Source organism: Salinilacustrithrix flava (assembly GCF_041228405.1).
In the GTDB taxonomy this organism is placed as follows: domain Bacteria; phylum Actinomycetota; class Acidimicrobiia; order Acidimicrobiales; family Salinilacustritrichaceae; genus Salinilacustrithrix; species Salinilacustrithrix flava.
Genome location: NZ_CP133888.1, coordinates 3,302,501 through 3,323,853, shown reverse-complemented (window position 1 = coordinate 3,323,853; position 21,353 = coordinate 3,302,501). Strand labels below are relative to the sequence as shown.

Below are 21,353 nucleotides of genomic sequence, written 5' to 3'. Positions count from 1 at the left end.
CCCTCATCGGTCGGACAGCCCGAACTTGGTCTTGAGGATGGCGAGAAAGTCGTGCTCACCGAACGTGACGAGCCGCGCCGTGCGGGGGCTCGCAGTGCAGCTGAGCGCGTCGCCGGGGTGGAGGGTGCCGAGGTTGCGGCCGTCGGCGGAGACCGTGGCGGGCCGGTGCCCGACGACCTCGAGGTGCAGCGTGGAGTGCGGGTCGAGCACGAGCGTGCGGTCGAACAGCATGTGCGGTGACACCGGCGTGAGCACCAGGCAGCGGTGCATCGGCGCCACGATGGGCCCCCGGGCCGAGAACGAGTACGCCGTGGACCCGGTGGGGGTCGCCACGATGAGGCCGTCGGCGGCGTAGGTCGTGAAGTACTCGCCGTCGACGCTCACAGCGAGGCGGACGGTGTGGCCGGAGGGCGTCTTCTCGATGACCGCCTCGTTGAGCGCCACGTGCTCGGAGGACTCGCGCCCCTCGATGCGGGCCGCCAGGAGCATGCGCTCCTCGATCTCGTAGGCCCCGGACAGGTAGCGCTTGATCGCCATCCGGGCGCCGGCCGGATCGACCTCGGTCAGGTAGCCGAGCTGGCCCACGTTGATGCCGATCACCGGGATGCCGCTGTCGGCCACCAGCTCCACGGTGCGCAGCATCGTGCCGTCACCGCCGAGGCTCACGGCGACGTCGAGCCCGTCGGCGAAGCGGTCCTCGGGCACGCCGTGCTCACCCAGGCCGAGTCGCTCCGCGTCGTCGGTGGGCATCCGCACGTCGTGGCCGCGCTGGAGCAGCCACGTGGCCAGGTCGTGGGTGATGGACGCGGCGCGATCGCGCTCGCCGTGCAGGATGAAGCCGGCCGTGACCATCAGGCACCGGCCTCCCCGGCCGCCTCGGCCACGAGCGCGTCGAGGTCCAGCTCGCGCCCGGCGACCGCACCCTCGTGCGGGTCGCGACCGTGTTCGGGGCGGCGGACGTGCACGAGGAACTCGGCGTTGCCGTCCGCCCCGCGGAGGGGGGAGACCATGGCGTCCATGATGGCGCCTCCGGCCTCGCCGATGGCGACCATCACCTCGTCGAGCACCCGACGCCAGACCTGCGGGTCGCGGATCACGCCCCGTCCCCGGGAGACCTCGGCCCGGCCCGCCTCGAACTGCGGCTTCACGAGCACCACGAGGTCACCACCCGGCGCGAGCAGGTCGAGCAACGACGTCATCACGGCGTGGAGCGAGATGAACGACAGGTCCGCGACCACGACATCGACAGGTCCGCCGATGTCGTCGGCGCGCACGGTGCGGATGTCGGTCTGCTCACGGACGTCGACCCGCTCGTCGGCCCGCAACCGCTCGTGCAGCTGGGCGCGGCCGACGTCGACCGCCACCACCGATGCGGCCCCCGCCTGCAACAGGGCATCGGTGAAGCCCCCGGTCGAGGCGCCGGCGTCGAGGGCCCGGACACCAGTGGGGTCGAGGTCGAACCGGGCCAGTGCGCCCGCCAGCTTCTCTCCGCCCCGCCCCACGTACCGAGCGGGCGGCCCGAGCACGCGGATCGGCTCGCCGGGCGCGACGAGGCGGCCGGCCTTGTCGGCTGGCGCGTTGGACACGAGCACCCGCCCGGCATCGATCAGGTGGCGCGCCTGCTGGCGGCTCTCGGTGAGGCCGCGCCGGAGCAGCTCGAGGTCGAGTCGCCGCCGGGCGCCGGAGCTCATGGCCTCCTACGAAGCCGACGGGCCGCCGGCGGACCCGGGAGCGGCCTTCTTGGTGGCGGCCTTCTTCGTCGCCGCCTTCCGCGCCGGCGCCTTGGTGGCAGCCTTCTTCGCCGTGGTCCGCTTGGCCGCGGCCTTCTTGGTGGTCCGCTTCTTGGCGGCCGCCTTCTTCGCCGTGGCCCGCTTCTTCGTGGCGGCCTTCTTCGCCGTGGCCCGCTTCTTCGTGGCGGCCTTCTTCGTGGCGGAGCGCTCGGCGGCGGCTTCGGTGGTGCCGGTCGCGCCGGTCTTGGCCGGCGCGACCTGCGCCGTCGGGGTGGGCGCGGGGGTGCTCGCGTCCGGTGCGTCGACCAGGCCGAGCGCCACCAGCTGGTCGCGGACCTCGGAGCGGACCATCTCGAGCAGGCCCTCGGTGTTGGCCTTCGAACGCTCGACGATCTGCTCGATCAGGTCCTCGGCCTGCTTCGACTTCACCTCGCCCTGCTTGACGAGGTCCTTCACGATCGCCTCGGCGCGGGACTGGGTCATCTGCGTGAACGCCATCCCCGCATCGAGGTACCGCTTGATCAGGGGGTTCTTGGCCATCCGCGCAGGCTACGACAGCACGGCGGGGGGCGAAAGTGCCGGACGGCGCTCCTACGCTCTGGCGGTGCTCCCGCTCAAGGACGTGAACCCCACGAGCCGACGCCCCGTGGTCACCTTGCTGTTGATCCTCGCCTGCGTCGGCGCCTGGTTCCTCTGGCAGGAGGAGCCCCAGCGGGAGCCGATCGACGACCTGGTGTTCAACATCGAGAACGCCGCCATCCCCTGCGAGCTCACCCAGCAGCGACCGCTCACCGCGCCGGAGCTCGAGGCCACCTTCGGGGCCCTCGGCGGCGACCCGGAGTCGTGCGGGATCGGTGGCGACGATGCCCCGCAGGGCGTGCCCGACAAGTCCATCTGGCTGTCGGCCCTGGCGTCGATGTTCTTCCACGGCGGCCTGATGCACATCGGCTCGAACATGCTCTACCTGTGGATCTTCGGGAACAACATCGAGGACCACCTCGGCGCCGTCCGGTACCTGCTCTTCTACCTGGCGGGCGGGGTCGCGGCGCTCGTCACCCACGTCGCCCTCCAGCCCGACAGCACGATCCCGGTCGTGGGTGCCTCCGGGGCGGTCGCCGCGGTGATGGGTGCGTACCTGATCTGGTTCCCGAACGCGCCCGTGCGCACGATCGTGCTGCTGGGCTTCCCGATCCTGGCCACCATCAAGGCCAAGTGGCTGCTCGGCGTCTGGTTCGTGCTCCAGTTCTTCACCAGCCCGAACTCCGGGGTGGCCTGGGCCGCCCACGTGGGCGGCTTCGTCTTCGGCGTGGCGATCGGCGTGCTCGTCCGCTCGACGCGCGCTGCGCAGAAGGCGGCATGGCGGAACCGCTACCAGGACCAGATGTCCCCCCACCACTGGGACTCCACCGGCGGCGTCGGCCCCGTCCACGAGTACCGGCGGTGGCGGCCCGGGGGCTGAGCGTCCGAGGGCTCAGGTGCTGAGGACGAGCACGGCGACGTCGTCGCGGCGGTCGGTGTCGGCCAGCGGCGCCACGATGGCGTCCAGGAACCCGGCGCCGAGGGGCAGTGCGCCGACCCGATGCGCCAGCTGTTCGATGCTGACGTCGATGTCCTCGCCCGGCTTCTCGATGAGGCCGTCGGTGTAGAGCACCACGACGTCGTTCGGCTGCAACCGACGCTGGGACTCCCGGAAGGCCACCCCTTCGAACACCCCGATGGGCGGGGACCCGTCGCCGTCGAGCAGCTCGACGGTGCCGTCCGCTCGGCGCACCAGGGCCGGGAGGTGGCCGGCCCGGCACCACTGCACCGTGTGGTCCCCGGGTTCGTAGCGCAGGACGAGCAGCGTGGCGAAGGTCGACCCGGACAGGGAGAGGGTGAGGTGGTTGAGCTTGCTGAGGACCGCCCCCGGCGAGAACCCCTCGAGGACGTAGGCGCGCAGGGCGTTGCGGAGCTGGCCCATCTGGGCAGCCGCGGCCACGCCCTTGCCGACCACGTCGCCGATGACCAGGGTGACGCTGCCGTCGGGCAGGGGGACCGCGTCGTACCAGTCGCCCCCGACCTCCAGGCCCTCGGTGCCGGGCAGGTAGCAGCCGGCGAGGTCGACGTGGTCGACCTCGGGCAGCGCCGGGATGAGGCTCTGCTGGAGGGTCTCGGCGATGCGGTGCTCGATCTCGAACATGCGCCGCTCCTCCTCCTCCCGCCGCGCGTCGAGCACCGAGAGGGCGAAGCGGTCGGCGAGGGCGGCGTGGAACTCCTGGTGCTGGGGGTCGATGCGCAGCCCGGGCGGGACGCCCACCACCAGGACGCCCTCGACGCGGCGACGCCGGCGGCGGGAGCGGACGACCGGCAGCGTCACCGCCGTGTGGGCGGCCTCGGGCCACCCCTCGTGCGCGTGCACGTCGGCGAAGCGGCCGATGTCCTCGACCACCACGGCGCGGCGGCGCTCGATCGCCTCCTGGATGTGCCACGGGTCGGCATCGACGCCGAGCTGGACCGACGCGCCCGTGCCCTCCCCGCCAGCAGCCACGCCGGTGGTGCCGGTGAGGTGCGCGACCCCGTCGTCGAGCCGGTACAGCAGGGCGAAGGGGGCGACCTCGCGGTGACCGGCCAGTGCCTCGGCGGCGCCGGCGAAGGCCTCGCCGACCGTCGTGGCCGATGCGGTCTCGGCGATGAGATCGATCAGGACCCGCTGGTGGCGGGCGGCGATGACCCGGCTCGTGGTCTCCATCCCGGCGTTGAACACGCCTTCGATGCGGCCGTCCTCGGCCATGATCGGGCTGAGGTTGTAGTTGAAGTAGGTCTCCTCGAGGTACCCGCGCCGCTCCATCGGCAGGAGGCGGTCCGCCACCCACATCCCCGTGCCCTGGAGCGCCCGGTCGAACTCCGGCCCGACGATGTCCCAGATGTCGGGCCAGACCTCGCGTGCCGGCTTCCCGAGCGCCCACGGGTGCTTGTCGCCGGGGATGATGCTCCACGCCTCGTTGTAGAGCAGCGTCAGGTCGTCGCCCCAGTAGATGGCGATCGGGTACTTGGCGCCGAGGCAGATGCTGGCGGCGGAGCGCAGGCTCTGGGGCCAGGCGTCGGGGTCCCCCAGGGGCGTGGCGGACCAGTCCAGGTCCCGAAGCACCGGCGCCATCGTGCCGGCGCGCTCGAACACGCGGTCCAGGTCACCCAGCCGGTTCGCAGGCGGCTCTGCGGGCGCTCGCTCGCCGGATCTCACGTTCAAGGGGCGACATCGTAGGTGGTGGCCCCCCTGTCCGTCAGGCCAGCGTCCTCCGCACGACCTCGAGCAGGTCGTCGGCGATCAGCCACGGCTCGGGCTCGACCGGCAGGTCCGCCTCGGTGGTGACCCCGGAGAAGACCAGCGCGAACCGGTAGCCGAGCGCGGTGGCGAACCGGCCATCGGTGTCGGCCCGGTCCCCGACCACGATCCCGTCGCCCCCGAGGCGGTCGCGGATCAGCCCGACCATGGCACCTTCGGGCTTCCCGCCGATGAGCGGGTCGGCGCCGCCGGCGGCACGGATCGCGGCGCCCAGGGCCCCCGCGCCGGGCTCGAGGCCGTGCGGCGTGGGGAACGTGGGGTCCGGGTTGGTCAGGATCCAGCGGGCGCCGCCCCGGATGGCGAGGCCGGCTCGGCGGAGCGCGTCGTAGTGGAACTGGCGGTCCAGGCCCGAGATCACCGCGTCGCAGGGCCCGTCCTCGACCAGGGTGCAGCCCCGGGCCTCGACCTCCTCGACCAGGCCGGGCCCGCCCACCACCAGCACCCTCTCGTGAGGTTCGAGGAGGCTCGCGCCGGCCTGGGCTGCGCCGACCACGGCCCCATCGGCGGGGATGCCGATCGCGTCGAGGGCAGCCTCCTGGTCCCGGATGGACCGGTAGGCGTTGTTCGTGGCGAACACCACCTCCTCACCGGCGGCGCGCAGCAGGGCCACGGCTTCGGCTGCGCCGGCGATCGGCTGCTCACCGAGCCGGATCACACCGTCGAGGTCCAGCACCCAGGGCATCGCAGCATCGTGGCACCCGGACCCGGTCTGCAACGATGTCCGGGTGCCCCGCTTCGAGCCCTTCCGAGGTCTGCGCTACGACCGCGAGCGAGTCTCCCTCGCCGACGTCACCGCACCCCCCTACGACGTCATCGACGACCGCCAGCGCGCCGAGCTGGCCCGCAACGACCGCAACGCGGTGCGGATCGACCTCCCCGTCGACGAGGACGGCGAGGACCGCTACGACGTCGCCCGACGGCTGCTGCAGGAGTGGCAGGACGAGGGCACCTTCGTCACCGACGAGGCCCCCACGTTCACGATCTACCGGATGACCTTCACCGACGAGACCGGCGTGACCCGCCACACCACCGGGGTCATCGGCGCCCTCGAGCTGTGGCCCCCCGGGGCGGGCGAGATCCTCCCCCACGAGCACACCACCAAGAAGGCCAAGTCGGACCGCCTCGACATGCTGCGGTCGACCCGGTACAACCTCTCGGCCATCTGGGGCCTGTCCCTCGCCGGGGGCCTCACCGACCTGCTCCCGACCGACGTCGAGCCCGACGCCGAGTGGACCGACCCCGACGGCGTCACCCACACCACCTGGACGAGCCGGGACGCCGACCGCAACGGTCGCATCGCCACCCTGGTCCTCGACCACCCCATCGTCATCGCCGACGGCCACCACCGCTACGAGACCTCCCTGCAGTACCGCGACGAGCGCCGCATCGTGGACGGTCCCGGCACCGCCGCCGACCTCACCATGTGCTTCGTGGTGGAGCTGGTCGAGGACGAGCTCACCGTCCAGCCCATCCACCGCCTGATCACCGGCCTGCCCGACGGGGCCTCCTTGCCGGTCCTGCTGAGCGAGCACTTCGACGTCGAGCCCACCGACCCGTTCGGCCCCGACGCCGTCGCCCGTCTGGTCGAGCTCGGCGGACTCGGCCTCGTCGACGACACCGGCACCTTCGTGCTCCGCCCGAAGGACGGCGCGTTCGACGCGTCGGTGGAGCTCGACACGGTGCGCCTCGAGCAGGCGCGCTCGGCTCTCCCGGCCCACGACCTGAGCTACCAGCACGGCGTGGCCAACGTGGTCGAGGCCGTCACCGAGGGCCGGGCCCAGGCGGCGCTGCTGATGCGGCCGGCCACCGTGGCCCAGATCCAGGCGATCGCCCACGGCGGCGAGCGCATGCCACCCAAGACCACGTTCTTCGCCCCGAAGCCCGCCACCGGCATCGTCTTCCGCGCCCTGGATTGAGGCCTCGCCGGAGGGTTCTGGCAGCGGCTGCGGAACGCGTCAACCGACCTCGAGGTGCAGGCGCTGGCGGACGTCGGTCGCCGACGCGGCGACGACGACCTCCCAGGTCCCCTCGTCGACCACCCAGCCGTCACCGTCCCAGCGCCGGAACGCCTCCGGCGGGATGGTCACGACGACCGGCTCCTCCGTGCCCGGCGCGACCGTGACCTTGGCGAACCCGGCCAGGACCTTGGGCGGGCGACCGAAGCCGTCGGGCCCCGACAGGTAGGCCTGGACCACCACGGTGGCGGCGCGCTCCCCCGTCGCCTGCACCGGCACCGTGAGCTCCACCGGATCACCGGCGCGGATGGAGTCCGATGACAGGGAGGCGGCGCCCCAGTCGGCATCTCCGTAGGAGAGGCCGTGCCCGAACGGGAACAGCGGCACGGTGCCGGCGGCGTCGAAGCCCCGGTAGCCCATGAGCAGCCCCTCGCCGTAGTGCTGCACGCCGTCGACGGGGGCGTACCAGCGCCACGCCGGCGTGTCCTCCAGGGCCTCGGGGTAGGTCAGCGGCAGCCGGCCACCGGGGTCGGCGTCACCGAGCAGGACGTCGACGACGCCGTCCGCCATCTCCATGCCGCCGAAGTAGGCGAGCAGCACCGCGGCCACGTCGTCCACCCAGGGCATCGACACCGGCGAGCCGGCGTTGACCACGACGACGGTGCGGGGGTTGGCCTCCGCCACCCGTCGGACGAGCTCGTCCTGGTCGCCGGGGAGGGCGATGGTCGTGCGGTCCTCGCCCTCGGTCTCCCACTCGTCGTTGGTGCCCACGACGACCACCGCGACGTCGGCGTCCCGGGCCGCGGCCACCGCCCGTGCGATCATGTCGGGCGGCTCGGGGGCGCGCACGCCGAGACGGATGGCGGCGTAGCCGCCCCGACCGGTCGTGGTGATCCGGATCGGCACCGCCACGCCGGCCTCGCACTCGATGGCCGCCTCCTGCTCCTCGGAGCCGAACCCGAAGAACAGCGGCCCGCGGGGCAGCTGCCGGTCGGGGTCCTCGAGCACGGCGACGTCGCCGACCTCGATCCGACCGGCGCCGGTGAGGACCGCGGACAGCAGGTGGGTGCCGCTGCGCTCGGGGACGAACGTGCCGGTGACGGTGACGTGGAAGCGCTCGGGGTCCACGCCCTCCGGGGTCGACCCGAAGAAGCGCAGCATCGTCTCGGGCGTCACGTCGGTGACGACGACGGGTGAGTCGGGATCGAGGCCGTCGCGGTAGTCGACCCGAAGACCGGGCTCCCCGTCCGGCGTGCGCAGCACCTCCTCGGTGAGGGGCGGCGGCAGCCGATCGATGCGGACGCCCGGTTCGTGGACCACGGACGCGGCCCGGTCGGCGAGGGCCTGGAGCAGCGATCGGTTCGGGAGCGCCTGGAGGCTGGCCGACCCACCGCCCATGATGCGGGTGTCCTCGGCGTTGGGGCCGATGACCGCCACGCTGGCACCGGGTGGGATCGGCAGGGCGGCGTCCTCGTTGCGGCACAGGACCAGCCCCTCGACCACGGCCCGGCGGCACAGCGCCCGCTCGGCCGGGTCGTCCACCGTCTCCTCCGCCTGCTCCGAGTCGCGCTCGGTGACGCGCACGCGGGCCATGAGCCGCAGGAGGTCCTCCACCTGCGCGTCGACGAGGGGCTCCTCGACGTCGCCGGCCTCGACCGCGGCCTGCAGCCGCTCCCCGTAGATCGTGCTCGGCCCCGGCATCGGCACGGTGAGGCCCGCCCGGATGGAGGCCACGGTGTCGTGGGAGCCGTACCAGTCCGACACGACGAACCCGTCGAATCCCCACTCGTCGCGCAGGATCCCGGTGAGCAGCTCGCGGCTGGCCGCGCAGTGCTCGCCGCCACGCTGGTTGTAGGCGCTCATGATCCCCCAGGCGGCGGCCTCGGTGACCGTGGCCTCGAAGGGACGCAGGTAGAGCTCGCGGAGCACCCGATCGTCGACGTCGACGTCGACGCTCATCCGGTCGATCTCGGTGTCGTTGGCCACGAAGTGCTTCACCGTGACCGCGACGTCGTGGGCCTGCACCGCCTCGACCAGCGGGACGGCGAGTCGCGCCGTGAGCTCGGGGTCCTCCGACAGGCACTCGAACACCCGACCGCCGATCGGGGTCCGCTGCAGGTTCACGGTCGGGGCGAGCAGGACGTGGGCGCCCTTGCGCCGCGACTCGGTGCCGAGGAGGTCACCGAGCTCCGCGGCCAGCGACGGGTTCCACGTGGCGCCGACGGCGATGCCGACCGGGATGACCACTCCTGGCGTGCGACGGGCGCCGAGCCCGTCGCCCCGCACGCCGTTGGGCCCGTCCGACATCTTCACCGCGGGGATGCCGACCCGCTCGATCGGGTGGGTCCGCCAGGTGGAGGCCCCGCCGAGCAGGCGGCACTTCTCCTCGAGGGTGAGGTCGTCGACGGCGGGGAGTGGCGTGCTGGGCATCGCCGGCGAAACCTAGTGACCCGGGGCCCTTCCCCGTCCGGAGGCGTGCACGGATGCTGGCGGCGTGACCCCCGATCGCTGGCGCCTCGCCGGCATCGCCACGGCCGTCGCCGCACTCGCGCTGGCGACCCTCCTGGCCGTTGGTGGCAGCACCGTCGGCGGCGCGCTGCGGGTGGCCCTCGTCCTCGCCATCGCCGCCGTCCTGGTCGTCGGTCTGCGCCGGCGAGCCCGCCTCGCTGCCGTCGCTGGCGCGCTCCTCGGCCCGTTGGTGCTCGCGATCGGCGTCGGCTTCGGGCCCCACCTGTTCGCCGCTCCGGCGAGCATCCGCGGCTTCGGTGCCGCCGGCGCCGTGGCGGGCGGGTTCGGCCTCGTCGGCTTCGGCACGGCGTCCGCCACCGAGGGCATGCGTCGGCGCGGGCGGATCCCCACCTGGCTCGGGATGGTGGTCCTGGTCTTGCTCACCCTGGCCGTGGTGGGTCCGGCCGTCGCGGTCGTCAACGTGCCCGACTCGACCGCCTCGCGGACCGCAGCCGAGCCGCCGCTCGATGCCGAGCCCGTGTCCCTGCCCACATCCGACGGCGTGACCCTGGCCGCGTGGTGGGTGCCGGGGACGAACGGTGCGGCCGTGCTCGTCCGCCACGGTGCGGGCTCGACCCACGAGGGCGCGCTCGCGCAGGCGACGGTCCTCGCCGACCACGGCTACGGCGTGCTCCTCATGGACGCCCGCGGGCACGGGGAGAGCACCGGGCGGGCGATGGACTTCGGCTGGTGGGGCGACGCCGACATCGCCGCCGGGCTCGACCACCTCGTCGCCCGACCCGACGTCGACGGCGACCGGATCGGCGTCCTCGGGCTCTCGATGGGCGGTGAGGAGGCGATCGGTGCCGCCACCGACCCCCGCGTCGGGGCCGTGGTCGCCGAGGGCGCGACCGCCCGCCGAGCCGCCGACAAGGACTGGCTCTCCGACGTCCACGGCTGGCGGGGCGCCGTGCAGGAGCGGATCGAGCAGCTGCAGTACGGCCTGACCGACCTGCTGACAGACGCCCCCCGCCCCACCGTGCTGCGCGACGCGGTCGTCTCATCCGAGGTGCCCGTCCTGCTCATGGCCGCCGGGCAGGTCGCAGACGAGGGCCACGCTGCGGCCTGGATCGCCGCCGGCGCGCCCGAGCGGGTGGAGGTCTGGACCGTGGACGGTGCCGGCCACACCGACGGACTCGGCGTCGCGCCCGAGGAGTGGGAGCGACGGGTCGTCGGGTTCCTCGACGAGCACCTGTGAGGGTCAGACCGCGGTGCGGACCTCGCGTCCCAGCAGCTCGATGTGGTCGAGGTCGTCGAGGTCGAGGACCTGCAGGTAGACGCGCTCGGCGCCGGCGTCGCCCCACTCCTGCAGACGAGCCACGGCTTCCGACGGCGTACCGCACACGCCGTTCTCCCGCAGCTCGTCGACCTCGCGCCCGATGGATGCCGCCCGGCGCGCGATCTCGGATTCGTCCTCGCCGACGCATACGACGAGCGCGACCGAGTACGTGAGGTCGTCAGGGTCGCGACCGATGTCGCGGCAGGCGTCCTGCACCCGGCCCCGCTGGCCCACCCAGGTGTCCTTCGGGGCGAACGGGAGGTTGAACTCGCTGGCGAAGCGCGCCGCGAGCGCCGGGGTCTTCTTCGGGCCACCCCCGCCGATGATGATGGGCGGCCCGCCCTCCTGGACCGGCTTGGGCAGCGCCGGCGAGCCCGACACGGTGTGGTGGCGACCGTCGAAGTCGAAGGTCTCCCCCACCGGCGTGCGCCACAGCCCGGTGAGGATCTCCAGCTGCTCCTCGAGGATCTCGAAGCGCTCCTTCAGCGGCGGGAACGGGATGCCGTAGGCCGTGTGCTCGGCGTCGTACCAGCCGGTCCCGATGCCGATGTCGACCCGGCCACCGGACATGGCGTCAACCTGGGCGACGCTGATCGCGAGCGGACCGGGCAGCCGGAACGTGGCTGCGGTGACGAGGATCCCGAGACGGATCGACTCGGTCTCGCGGGCCAGTCCGGCGAGGGTGATCCAGGCATCCGTCGGGCCGGGCAGCCCGGAGGCGTCGCCCATCTTGAGGTAGTGGTCAGACCGGAAGAAGGCCGAGAAGCCGGCGGCTTCGGTGGCCCGGGCGGCGGCCAGGAGCGTGTCGTAGGAGGCGCCCTGCTGGGGCTCGGTGAAGATGCGCAGGTCCATGGTCGGAACCTACCGGCGATGCCACCATGGCCCGGTGCAGGTGACCCAGCTGTGGCGCTACCCCGTGAAGTCGATGATCGGCGAGTCCCTGACGGCGGCCGACATCGGGCCGCTCGGCATCGACGGTGACCGCCAGTGGGGCCTCGTCGACCGGGAGACGGGTCTGGTCCTCACCGCTCGGCGGGCGCCCCAGCTCCTGTTCGCGGAGCCCGTCGCTCGCGGCGATGGCATGGCGGTGCGACTCCCGGACGGAGCGGTCACCGACGACGACGACGTCCTGTCCGCGTGGGTGGGGCGGCCCGTGGAGCTGCGCCGTCCGGCGCCCGACGAGCGCGGCCACTACGCCGTGGAGGGCGCAGGCCTCGACGATGAGGCACCCGAGCGGTGGGAGGGCCCCGCCGGCGTGTGGCACGACTCGACGCGGACCCGGCTGTCGATCGTGGCCGAGGAGGCGCTCGGCGGCCGAGACGTCCGTCGGTTCCGACCGAACGTGGTCATCCGCGGCGGCGACGAGCGGGACCTGGCCGGGTCCCGCATCCGGCTGGGCGGCGTCGTCGCCGACGTGGTCAAGGAGATCGACCGCTGCGTGATCGTCACCCGACCCCAGCCCGGGCTCGAGCGGGACCGGTCGGTGCTCACGCAGGTGCGCGCCGAGCGCGCCGGCAACCTGGGCGTCGGTGCGCTGGTCGTTGCCGCCGGGCGGATCAGCCTCGGCGATGCCCTCGAGGTCGCGTGATCACTCGACCTCCCACGTCGCACCGGAGCGGAGGAGGTCGTGCAGGTTGCCCGGGCCGCGCTGCTCCTGGGCGGCGGCGAGCTGCTGGTTGACCCGGCTGCCGTACTCGTCCCGGCCCACGGCGCGGAACACCCCGACCGGGGTCGGCTCGTGGGGGCCGGTGGCGATGCGGGAGAGCATGAACGCGATGGAGGGGTCGGGGCGGGTCTCGTCGTGGACGAGCACGGCGTCCATGCCGACGTCGGCCACCTCGGCGAGTCGCACGCCACCACCGTCGAGCACCACGCCACGCTGGCGGTCGGCGCCGAACAGGATCGGCTCGCCGTGGCGGAGATCGATCAGCATCTCGTCCCGGGCGCTCTTCGCCGTGATCTGGCCGAAGGCGCCGTCGTTGAAGACGTTGCAGTTCTGGTAGATCTCCACGATCGACGCACCCTGGTGGTCGTGGGCCCGCTTGATGGTGTCCATCATGTGGTTGCGGTCCATGTCGTGGGTGCGGGCCACGAAGCTGGCCTCGGCCCCGAGGGCCACCGACACCGGGTTGAACGGCTTCTCGATGGAGCCGAACGGTGTGGACTTGGTGACCTTGCCGGTCTCCGACGTCGGTGAGTACTGGCCCTTCGTGAGGCCGTAGATCTGGTTGTTGAACAGCAGGATCGTCAGGTTCACGTTGCGGCGCAGCGCGTGGATCAGGTGGTTGCCACCGATCGAGAGGGCGTCGCCGTCGCCGGACACCACGAACACGTGGAGATCGGGACGGGCCATGGCCAGGCCGGTGGCGATGGCCGGGGCCCGGCCGTGGATCGAGTGCATCCCGTAGGTGTTCATGTAGTACGGGAAGCGGGCCGCGCAGCCGATGCCGGAGACGAACACGACCTCCTCGCGGCGCACGCCCATGTCGGGCAGGGCGAGCTGCACGGCGGCGAGGATGCTGTAGTCGCCGCAGCCCGGGCACCAGCGGACCTCCTGGTCCGACATCCAGTCCTTGCGGCTGGTCTCTGGGATGGTGGTGTCGCTCACTTCGCTGCTCCGTTCTGCGCGACCCCGAGGGAGTCGAGGATGGCGGCTTCGATCTCGACGGCCGTGAACGGCAGGCCGCGGACCTTGCTGACGGTCTTGGCGTCGATCAGGAACTCGGCCCGCAGGACCTTGCTGAGCTGGCCGAGGTTGAGCTCGGGGACCAGTGCCCGGTCGAAGCCGCTGAGCAGGTCGCCCAGGTTCGGCGGGAACGGGTGCAGGTGCGTGAGGTGGATCCGGGCGATCGAGTGCCCGGCGGCGCGCACGCGGTCGACGCCGCCGGAGATCGCACCCCAGGTGGAGCCCCAGCCGATCACGACCAGGTCGGCGTCGGCGTCGCCTTCGAGCACGGCCTCGGGGATGTCCTTGGCGATGCCGTCGAGCTTGGCCTGGCGCAGGTGCGTCATGAGCTCGTGGTTGCCCGGGTCGTAGGAGACGTTGCCGGTCTTGTCGGCCTTCTCGAGGCCGCCGATGCGGTGCTCGAGGCCGGGGGTGCCCGGCAGCGCCCACGACCGGGCCAGCGTCTCGGGATCGCGCTCGTAGGGATGGTGCACCGGGTTCCCGGCGTCGTTGGTGCCGTTGGCCTCGGTGGCGAAGGTGGTGGAGATGTCGGGCAGCGACTCGACATCGGGCAGCTTCCACGGCTCGGCGCCGTTGGCGAGGTAGCCGTCGGAGAGCAAGAAGACCGGCGTGCGGTACTTCAAGGCGATCCGGCACGCCTCGATGGCGGCGTCGAAGCAGCCGGCGGGCGTCGAGGCGGCCACGATCGGCATCGGGGACTCGCCGTGGCGGCCGTACATCGCCATCAGCAGGTCCGACGCCTCGGTCTTGGTGGGCAGCCCGGTGGACGGGCCACCGCGCTGGATGTCCACGACGACCAGTGGCAGCTCGAGGCTCACGGCCAGGCCGATGGCCTCACCCTTCAGGGCCACGCCGGGCCCGGAGGTGGTGGTGATGGCCAGGTGGCCGCCGTAGGCGGCACCGATGGCCGAGCCCACGCCGGCGATCTCGTCCTCGGCCTGCAGGGTGCGCACGCCGAAGTTCTTGTGCTTGGACAGCTCGTGGAGGATGTCCGAGGCCGGGGTGATCGGGTACGAGCCGAGGAACAGCGGCATGTCGGCCAGCTGCGACGCGGCGATGAGGCCCCAGGCCAGGGCGACGTTGCCGGTGATGTTGGTGTAGGTGCCCGGCACCTTCTCGGCCGGCTTCACCGAATAGGCGTGGTCGAACAGCTCGGCGGTCTCACCGAAGGCGTGCCCGGCCTTGAACGCGGCGACGTTGGCGTCGGCGACCTGCTGGTCCTTGCCGAACTTCTGCTGGATCCACTCGAGGGTGTGCTCGGCGGGGCGGGTGTACATCCACGACACGAGGCCGAGCGCGAAGAAGTTCTTGGACCGCTCGGCGTCGCGGGGCTTGACGCCCAGGTGCTCGACCGCCTTCTTGGTCATCTCCGTCATCGGCACCTCGTACACCTTGTAGGCGTCGAGGCTGCCGTCCTCACGTGGGTCCGAGGAGTACCCGGCCTTGTCCAGGTTGCGCTCGGTGAAGGCGTCGATGTTGAGGATCACCGAGCCGTTGCCCTTGAGCCGGTGCAGGTCGCTGCGCAGCGCGGCCGGGTTCATGGCCACGAGCACGTCGGGCGCGTCGCCCGGCGTGGTGATGTCGTGGTCCGAGATGTGGACCTGGAACGCCGAGACGCCCGCGATCGTGCCGGCTGGCGCGCGGATCTCGGCCGGGAAGTCCGGCAGCGTGGCCAGGTCGTTGCCGAACATGGCCGACGCGCTGGTGAACCGATCCCCCGTGAGCTGCATGCCGTCGCCGGAGTCACCCGCGAAGCGGATGATGACCCGATCGATGGACTCCGTGCGCTCTCCGGTGGGCTGTGTGGAGGTGTCTGACACCTGTCCCCCTACTCCGATGACGTCGTTGTCAACGGGGTCGACCCTAGCCCTGCGCGCGACGGATGCGCGCGAGGCCGGAGTCCCGGTCTGGCAGGGTCAGAGGTCCCTCGTCAGGCGATGGATGCCCGGTAGATGCTCTCGATCGCCTCGTCGAGCGCGGCGTCGAACTCCTCGGCCGACTGCTGGGCGCGGAGGCTCTCGGTGAGGGCTCGCGAGAAGCTGGCGATGACGCCCGGGTTGCGGGAGAGGCGGTCGTTGGCCTCGTCGCGGCTGTAGCCACCGGACAGGGCGACCACCGCGAGCACGTTCGGGTGGTCGACGAGGGGCTGGTAGAAGCCGTCCTCCTCGGGGAGCGTGAGCTTGAGCATCACGATGTCGTCGCCGAGCTGGTCGAGGCGGGCCAGGATGCCGGCGCGGAGCAGGGCCTCGGACTCGGCCTTGGTCGCGCTGTGGATGTCGATCTCGGGCTCGAGGATCGGCACCAGGCCGGCATCGACGATCTGCTTGCCGACGGCGAACTGCTGCTCGACGATGGCGTCGATGCCGTTGGCGTTGGCGTCCTTGACGACCGAGCGCATCTTGGTCCCGAACACGCCCTTGGCCACGGCCCGCTCGAGCAGGTCGTCGAGGCCGGGGATCGGCTTCATGACCTGGACGCCGTCGACCTCGTCGTCGAGGCCCTTGTCCACCTTGAGGAAGGGCACGACCTGCTTCACCGACCACAGGTAGTCGGCGGAGTCCTTGCCCTCGACGGTGCGGTCCATGGTGTCCTCGAAGAGGATGGCCCCGAGGACCCGGTCGCCCGTGAACGCCGGGGAGGTCATGATCCGGGTGCGCATCTCGTGGATGCGGTCGAACATCTCCTCGTCGCCGTCGTACTCGTGCTCCTCGACGCCGTAGGCGCGCAGCGCCTTGGGGCTGCTGCCGCCGCTCTGGTCGAGCGCGGCGATGAAGCCCTGCCGGCTCTTGACCTTGTCGAACTGCTCCTGGTTCATCCGTTGCTCTCCCTGTGGGCGGTTGGTGGGGGTGGTCGGGCGGCGACGACGTGCGGGCGCCGTTGCAGGACCATCCTGGCCGACGACCGTCCGACCGTTCACCTTCTCCCCCACCGCGCGCTCACCGAGAACCTCCGATGCGCTCGGCGGCGTCGGCAAGGGCGGCGACCGCCGCAGCCGTGCGCCGCGGCCGGCCCACCGACGTGGCGAGCACCTCGGTCGCGCTCCGGGTCGCGCCACCGGCGCGGAAGAAGCGTCGGCGGACCCGGCCGACCACGACGACGCGGTCGCCGGCGGCGAGCCGGGGCGCTCGGCGGGGGTCGACCCAGGAGACGGGCACGGTGTCCGCGGGGGCGCGGTCGCGCACGGTGACCTCGTAGCGCAGCAGCACCGAGCCCGACGGCAGGGTCTGCTCGACCGGGTCGCTGCTGAGGGTGCCGACGAGGACGGCGAGGTCCAGGTCGGAGTCGATGGTGGTGGGTTCGGGCACGGGAGCCTCCGCAAGCAGGAGCACCGCCGGCGAGGGGCCGGCGGGCAGGTGCTGGGGGAAGCCAGATCCCAGTGTCGCAGAGCGCGCCGACAGGAACCCGTGAGCTCAGAGCTGGCGGAGGCGGTCCTGGACGTCGAAGAACCCGGGCGCGGCCGAGGCCACCGACTCGAACCAGCGACGGGCGGACTGCTGCTCGCCGGCGCGGTCGTAGAGGTCGCCGAGGACGTAGCGCATGCGCAGGTGGTGGTCCTTCAGCGCCTTGTCGCCGAGCGCACCGGCCTCGAGCACGGCGATCGCCTCGGCGATCATGCCCCGGTCGGCCAGCGAGCCGGCGTACACGATGCGACCCTCGGCGACGAGGGGCGCAGCCAGCGAGGCCTCACCGATCTCGTCCCAGAGCTCCTGGACGCGGTCGTGCTGGCCGAGCGCGCGGTAGCAGTCGGCGAGGACCGGGTGCTGCTCGGTGGAACCGGACCGGCGGGCGAACTCCTCGAGCTCGTCGGTCGCCTGGCGCCACTTCCCCAGCCGGTACAGCGACAGGCCGTAGAGCTCGCGGACAGCGGGCTCCTCGGGGATCAGCTCGGCGATCGGCTTGAGCACCTTGCGGGCATCTTCGAAGCGGTCCTCGGCGTAGGCCGCGGTGGCCTCGCCGATGCGACCGAGGGTGCGGTCGGCCCGGGCCTGGCCCAGGCGACGTCGGAGGCGGTCGCGGTCGATCTCGAGCGCGCCCTCGACGCGCTTGGTGGCACGCTCGGCCCGTCGCTGCGAGCTGCGCCCGCCGGTCGCCTTCTTCTTGGGTGCGCCGTCCTTCTTGGGTGCGCCGTCACGGCCACGGCCGCCGCCGCGCTTGGCCGGTCCGGGGCGACGGCTCCCCCGCTCGACCGCTTCACCAGCGGCGCGGCGGACAGGACCTTCGTCGACCCAGCGCTCGCTGGCGGGCTGCTCGCCCTCCGCCGGTCGTGACCGCTCCCTGGCGTTGGGCGCGGAGTCGACGTCGAAGGTGCGGCGCTTGCCCTTGATCGGTGGGCGCGGGCCGCGCTCGGGCCGCTCGCCGTCGCGATCGTCGCGACGCGGCGCCCGGTCCCGATCGGCGCCGGCCCGGCGGGGGCCACCCCGGGGGTCGCTGCTGCGCTGCGGTCGGCCGCGAGCGTCGCCGCGGCCTCCCCCACGGGAGGCGCCACCGGCCGAGGACCCATCGCTGCGGGTCCGGCTGCCCGGACGGGGCTTGCGGTCATCGCCGGCCTGGCGGGCTCGATCGGAGCGGGGACGCCCCTGGCCGGACGGGCGGCGGTCGCCGGACCCGGACCGGCGGCCGGGTCGATCGTCGTCTTCGGGGCGCGAGGGCATCCGGACGAGCGTACAGGGGTACCCGCGTCGACCACGAAGGGCGCGACATGGGCCGAAAACGGCGAAGGGCCCCCGCGATGCGGGGGCCCTTCAAGAAACCGGCGGTGACCTACTCTCCCAGGGGGTCTCCCCCCAAGTACCATCGGCGCAAACGGGCTTAACTTCCGTGTTCGGAATGGGAACGGGTGTATCTCCGTTGCTATCACCACCGAGAATTTGGTTGTCAAAGAACACGAGGCCAGACGGCCTTCGAGTGTTCCTCGAGTATTCCATAGCGAGCACGAACATGGATGAAACCAAGCCCTCGGCCGATTAGTACCGGTCTGCTGAACACATTGCTGTGCGTACACATCCGGCCTATCAACGTGGTGGTCTACCACGGGCCTTACCTGGTTGACCCAGTGAGAAGCCTCATCTTGGAACAGGTTTCGCGCTTAGATGCCTTCAGCGCTTATCCTTTCCGCAGGTCGCTAACCAGCCGTGCCCTTGGCAGGACAACTGGCACACGAGAGCTGCGTCCATCCCGGTCCTCTCGTACTAGGGATAGCCTTCCTCAAGCTTCTTCCGGCTGCAGCGGATAGGGACCGAACTGTCTCACGACGTTCTAAACCCAGCTCGCGTACCGCTTTAATGGGCGAACAGCCCAACCCTTGGGACCTGCTTCAGCCCCAGGATGCGATGAGCCGACATCGAGGTGCCAAACCTTCCCGTCGATATGGACTCTTGGGGAAGATAAGCCTGTTATCCCCGGGGTACCTTTTATCCGTTGATCGACGGCGCTTCCACACGCCACCGCCGGGTCACTATGCCCGACTTTCGTCCCTGTTCGACTTGTCAGTCTCACAGTCAAGCTCTCTTGTGCCATTGCACTCAACGGCTGATTGCCAACCAGCCTGAGAGAACCTTTGGGCGCCTCCGTTACCATTTAGGAGGCGACCGCCCCAGTCAAACTACCCACCTGACACTGTTCCCCATCCCGATAAGGGACGTAGGTTAGAATTCAGAGGTACGCAGGGTGGTATTTCAACGATGACTCCACACTGGCTAGCGCCAATGCTTCCAAGTCTCCCACCTATCCTACACAACGCAAATCCAAATCCAATATCAAGCTATAGTAAAGGTCCACGGGGTCTTTCCGTCCTGCTGCAGCTAACGAGCATCTTTACTCGTACTTCAATTTCGCCGGGTCTGTGGTTGAGACAGTGGGAAAGTCGTTACGCCATTCGTGCAGGTCGGAACTTACCCGACAAGGAATTTCGCTACCTTAGGACCGTTATAGTTACGGCCGCCGTTTACCGGGGCTTCATTTCAGAGCTTCGTCCGAAGACTAACCCTTCCAATTAACCTTCCGGCACCGGGCAGGCGTCACAGCGTATACAGCGCCTTGCGGCTTCGCACGCTGCTGTGTTTTTAGTAAACAGTCGCTTTCCCCTGGTCACTGCGGCCCGCTCGAGCTCGGGACGCGAAGTCCTTCACCCTACTGGGGCCCTCCTTCTCCCGAAGTTACGGAGGCAATTTGCCGAGTTCCTTAACCACAGTTCTCCCGATCGCCTTGGTATTCTCTACCTATCCACCTGAGTTGGTTTGGGGTACGGGCACCGTGTCAACTGACAGCTGAGATTTTCTTGGCAGCATAGGATCGGTGACTTCGCCTGTACGGCTCGGTGTCACGTCTCAGGCTGTATGACTCCAACTCTCATCGGAGTCGCCCTACACGCTTACCCCAGGTCAACCATCGCCTGGGTTCACTTACCTTCCTGCGTCCCTCATCTGCTACCCGCAGAAGTCTCACTCGACTCGTCCGAAGACAGCCTCGAGATCAACGACGTTGGGCTGGGCGCGGACACGGTGGTACCGGAATATCAACCGGTTGTGCATCGACTACGCCTTGCGGCCTCGCCTTAGCTCCCGACTTACCCTGGGAGGATTAGCCTTGCCCAGGAACCCTTGGATATTCGGCGGAGGGGTTTCTCACCCCTCTTTCGCTACTCATACCTACATTCGCACTCGACCACGCTCCACAGACGGTTCCCCGCCTGCTTCACAGCAAGATCGACGCTCCCCTACCCATCTGTAAACAGATGACGCAGCTTCGGCGGTGTACTTGAGCCCCGTTACATTGTCCGCGCAAGACCACTCGACCAGTGAGCTATTACGCACTCTTTCAAGGGTGGCTGCTTCTAAGCCAACCTCCTGGCTGTCTTCGCAATCTCACATCGTTTTCCACTTAGTACACACTTGGGGGCCTTAGCTGGCGTTCTGGGTTGTTTCCCTCTCGACCATGAAGCTCATCCCCCATGGTCTCACTGCCGCGCTCTGGAGTCATGGCATTCGGAGTTTGATTGGGTTCGGTAACCTTGTAGGGCCCCTAGCCCATTCAGTGCTCTACCTCCATGACTGAACACACGACGCTGCACCTAAATGCATTTCGGGGAGAACCAGCTATCACCGAGTTTGCTTGGCCTTTCACCCCTATCCACAGGTCATCCCCTCAGTTTTCAACCTAAGTGGGTTCGGTCGTCCACCGGGTCTTACCCCGGCTTCCACCTGCCCATGGATAGATCACTCGGCTTCGGGTCTACAGCATGCGACTATGCGCCCTATTCAGACTCGCTTTCGCTCCGGCTTCCCATCACTGGTTAACCTTGCCACACACCGTAACTCGTAGGCTCATTCTTCAAAAGGCACGCTATCGAGACCGACACAAGTGCCGGCGACTCTCTAACTGCTTGTAAACCAACGGTTTCAGGATCTATTTCACTCCCCTCACGGGGTACTTTTCACCCTTCCCTCACGGTACTCGTGCACTATCGGTCACATGGTCATACTTAGCCTTACGAGGTGGTCCTCGCAGATTCACGCCGACTTTCACGGTTCCGGCGCTACTCGGGGTGACGATCGGAGGCTGCTCAGGTTTCGTGTACGGGGCTCTTACCCGCTACGGCGCGTCGTTCCAGTGCGCTTCCACTACCCGGCAGCTTTGTAACTCCGTGTTCCATCTGATGCTGGAACTATCGGCCCCACAACCCCCAGCTGGCAACGCCATCAGGCTATTCCACCAGCTCGGTTTAGGCTCAACCCAGTTCGCTCGCCGCTACTACGGGTGTCGCTGTTGCTTTCCTTTCCTACCTGGTACTGAGATGTTTCAGTTCCCAGAGTTCCCTCTACCGGTCCTATTTTTTCAGACCGGAGTACCACCCCATGACGGGTGGTGGGTTTCC

16 protein-coding genes and 2 rRNA genes (1 of these 18 cut by a window edge) are annotated in these 21,353 nt (G+C 70.2%); 4 read left to right on the top strand and 14 right to left on the bottom strand.

The genetic code is table 11. From position 1 onward, the window contains the following. Positions 1 to 3: 3 nt before the first annotated feature. Genes RGQ06_RS16300 through RGQ06_RS16290 form a run of 3 tightly spaced genes read right to left on the bottom strand, consistent with a single transcriptional unit; the run spans position 4 to position 2,270 of the window. Positions 4 to 852, bottom strand: coding sequence for an NAD(+)/NADH kinase (locus RGQ06_RS16300; protein WP_432429418.1), 849 nt, complete (start codon positions 850 to 852; stop codon positions 4 to 6). Then, positions 852 to 1,691 (bottom strand): TlyA family RNA methyltransferase, encoded by an 840-nt coding sequence (locus RGQ06_RS16295; RefSeq protein WP_432429419.1) that lies wholly within the window; start codon positions 1,689 to 1,691, stop codon positions 852 to 854. Before RGQ06_RS16295 ends, RGQ06_RS16300 begins: the two co-directional genes overlap by 1 nt. Positions 1,692 to 1,697: 6 nt before the next feature. Next, positions 1,698 to 2,270 (bottom strand): phasin family protein, encoded by a 573-nt coding sequence (locus tag RGQ06_RS16290; RefSeq protein ID WP_432429420.1) that lies wholly within the window; start codon positions 2,268 to 2,270, stop codon positions 1,698 to 1,700. Between the two features lie 64 nt (positions 2,271 to 2,334). Here RGQ06_RS16290 and RGQ06_RS16285 point away from each other — a divergent pair, with 64 nt between their 5' ends. Further along, positions 2,335 to 3,189, top strand: a complete 855-nt coding sequence (locus RGQ06_RS16285) for a rhomboid family intramembrane serine protease (RefSeq protein WP_432429421.1) — start codon at positions 2,335 to 2,337, stop codon at positions 3,187 to 3,189. A gap of 12 nt (positions 3,190 to 3,201) precedes the next feature. Here the strand turns inward: RGQ06_RS16285 and RGQ06_RS16280 are convergent, their stop codons facing one another. Together RGQ06_RS16280 and RGQ06_RS16275 are read right to left on the bottom strand one after the other, a co-directional pair. Beyond that, positions 3,202 to 4,950: a PP2C family protein-serine/threonine phosphatase gene (locus RGQ06_RS16280; RefSeq protein ID WP_432429602.1), complete on the bottom strand. Its 1,749-nt coding sequence runs from the start codon at positions 4,948 to 4,950 to the stop codon at positions 3,202 to 3,204. 40 nt (positions 4,951 to 4,990) lie between these two features. Continuing rightward, positions 4,991 to 5,734, bottom strand: coding sequence for an HAD-IIA family hydrolase (locus RGQ06_RS16275; protein WP_432429422.1), 744 nt, complete (start codon positions 5,732 to 5,734; stop codon positions 4,991 to 4,993). 43 nt (positions 5,735 to 5,777) lie between these two features. Here RGQ06_RS16275 and RGQ06_RS16270 point away from each other — a divergent pair, with 43 nt between their 5' ends. Continuing rightward, positions 5,778 to 6,968 (top strand): DUF1015 family protein, encoded by a 1,191-nt coding sequence (locus RGQ06_RS16270; protein ID WP_432429423.1) that lies wholly within the window; start codon positions 5,778 to 5,780, stop codon positions 6,966 to 6,968. Positions 6,969 to 7,007: 39 nt separating this feature from the next. On the opposite strand, the gene RGQ06_RS16265 is transcribed toward RGQ06_RS16270, so the two are convergent. After that, on the bottom strand, positions 7,008 to 9,437 hold the full coding sequence (locus RGQ06_RS16265) for a glycoside hydrolase family 3 protein (RefSeq protein ID WP_432429424.1): 2,430 nt from the start codon (positions 9,435 to 9,437) through the stop codon (positions 7,008 to 7,010). 64 nt (positions 9,438 to 9,501) lie between these two features. Here RGQ06_RS16265 and RGQ06_RS16260 point away from each other — a divergent pair, with 64 nt between their 5' ends. Further along, the gene (locus RGQ06_RS16260) at positions 9,502 to 10,713 is read left to right on the top strand and encodes an alpha/beta hydrolase (protein ID WP_432429425.1); all 1,212 of its coding nucleotides are present in this window, start codon (positions 9,502 to 9,504) and stop codon (positions 10,711 to 10,713) included. 3 nt (positions 10,714 to 10,716) lie between these two features. On the opposite strand, the gene RGQ06_RS16255 is transcribed toward RGQ06_RS16260, so the two are convergent. Further along, positions 10,717 to 11,646: an LLM class F420-dependent oxidoreductase gene (locus tag RGQ06_RS16255; protein WP_432429426.1), complete on the bottom strand. Its 930-nt coding sequence runs from the start codon at positions 11,644 to 11,646 to the stop codon at positions 10,717 to 10,719. A 34-nt stretch (positions 11,647 to 11,680) separates the two neighbouring features. On the opposite strand from RGQ06_RS16255, the gene RGQ06_RS16250 reads away from it, so the two are divergent. After that, complete coding sequence (locus tag RGQ06_RS16250) at positions 11,681 to 12,382, top strand: MOSC domain-containing protein (protein ID WP_432429427.1); 702 nt, start codon at positions 11,681 to 11,683, stop codon at positions 12,380 to 12,382. Here RGQ06_RS16250 and RGQ06_RS16245 read toward each other — a convergent pair whose 3' ends face one another. The 7 genes from RGQ06_RS16245 to RGQ06_RS16215 form a co-directional block, all read right to left on the bottom strand. Continuing rightward, positions 12,383 to 13,360, bottom strand: a complete 978-nt coding sequence (locus RGQ06_RS16245; RefSeq protein ID WP_432429603.1) for a 2-oxoacid:ferredoxin oxidoreductase subunit beta — start codon at positions 13,358 to 13,360, stop codon at positions 12,383 to 12,385. 38 nt (positions 13,361 to 13,398) lie between these two features. Further along, on the bottom strand, positions 13,399 to 15,300 hold the full coding sequence (locus RGQ06_RS16240) for a 2-oxoacid:acceptor oxidoreductase subunit alpha (RefSeq protein ID WP_432429428.1): 1,902 nt from the start codon (positions 15,298 to 15,300) through the stop codon (positions 13,399 to 13,401). A gap of 110 nt (positions 15,301 to 15,410) precedes the next feature. Continuing rightward, the gene (locus tag RGQ06_RS16235; protein WP_432429429.1) at positions 15,411 to 16,295 is read right to left on the bottom strand and encodes a fructose bisphosphate aldolase; all 885 of its coding nucleotides are present in this window, start codon (positions 16,293 to 16,295) and stop codon (positions 15,411 to 15,413) included. Positions 16,296 to 16,416: 121 nt separating this feature from the next. Then, positions 16,417 to 16,785, bottom strand: coding sequence for a single-stranded DNA-binding protein (locus tag RGQ06_RS16230; protein ID WP_432429430.1), 369 nt, complete (start codon positions 16,783 to 16,785; stop codon positions 16,417 to 16,419). A gap of 105 nt (positions 16,786 to 16,890) precedes the next feature. Then, entirely contained in the window at positions 16,891 to 18,132 is a 1,242-nt protein-coding gene (locus RGQ06_RS16225) for a tetratricopeptide repeat protein (RefSeq protein WP_432429431.1), read from the bottom strand. A gap of 96 nt (positions 18,133 to 18,228) precedes the next feature. Then, positions 18,229 to 18,345 (bottom strand): 5S ribosomal RNA (gene rrf, locus RGQ06_RS16220). Positions 18,346 to 18,424: 79 nt separating this feature from the next. After that, a 23S ribosomal RNA gene (locus RGQ06_RS16215) occupies positions 18,425 to 21,353 on the bottom strand; it runs 122 nt beyond the window's last position.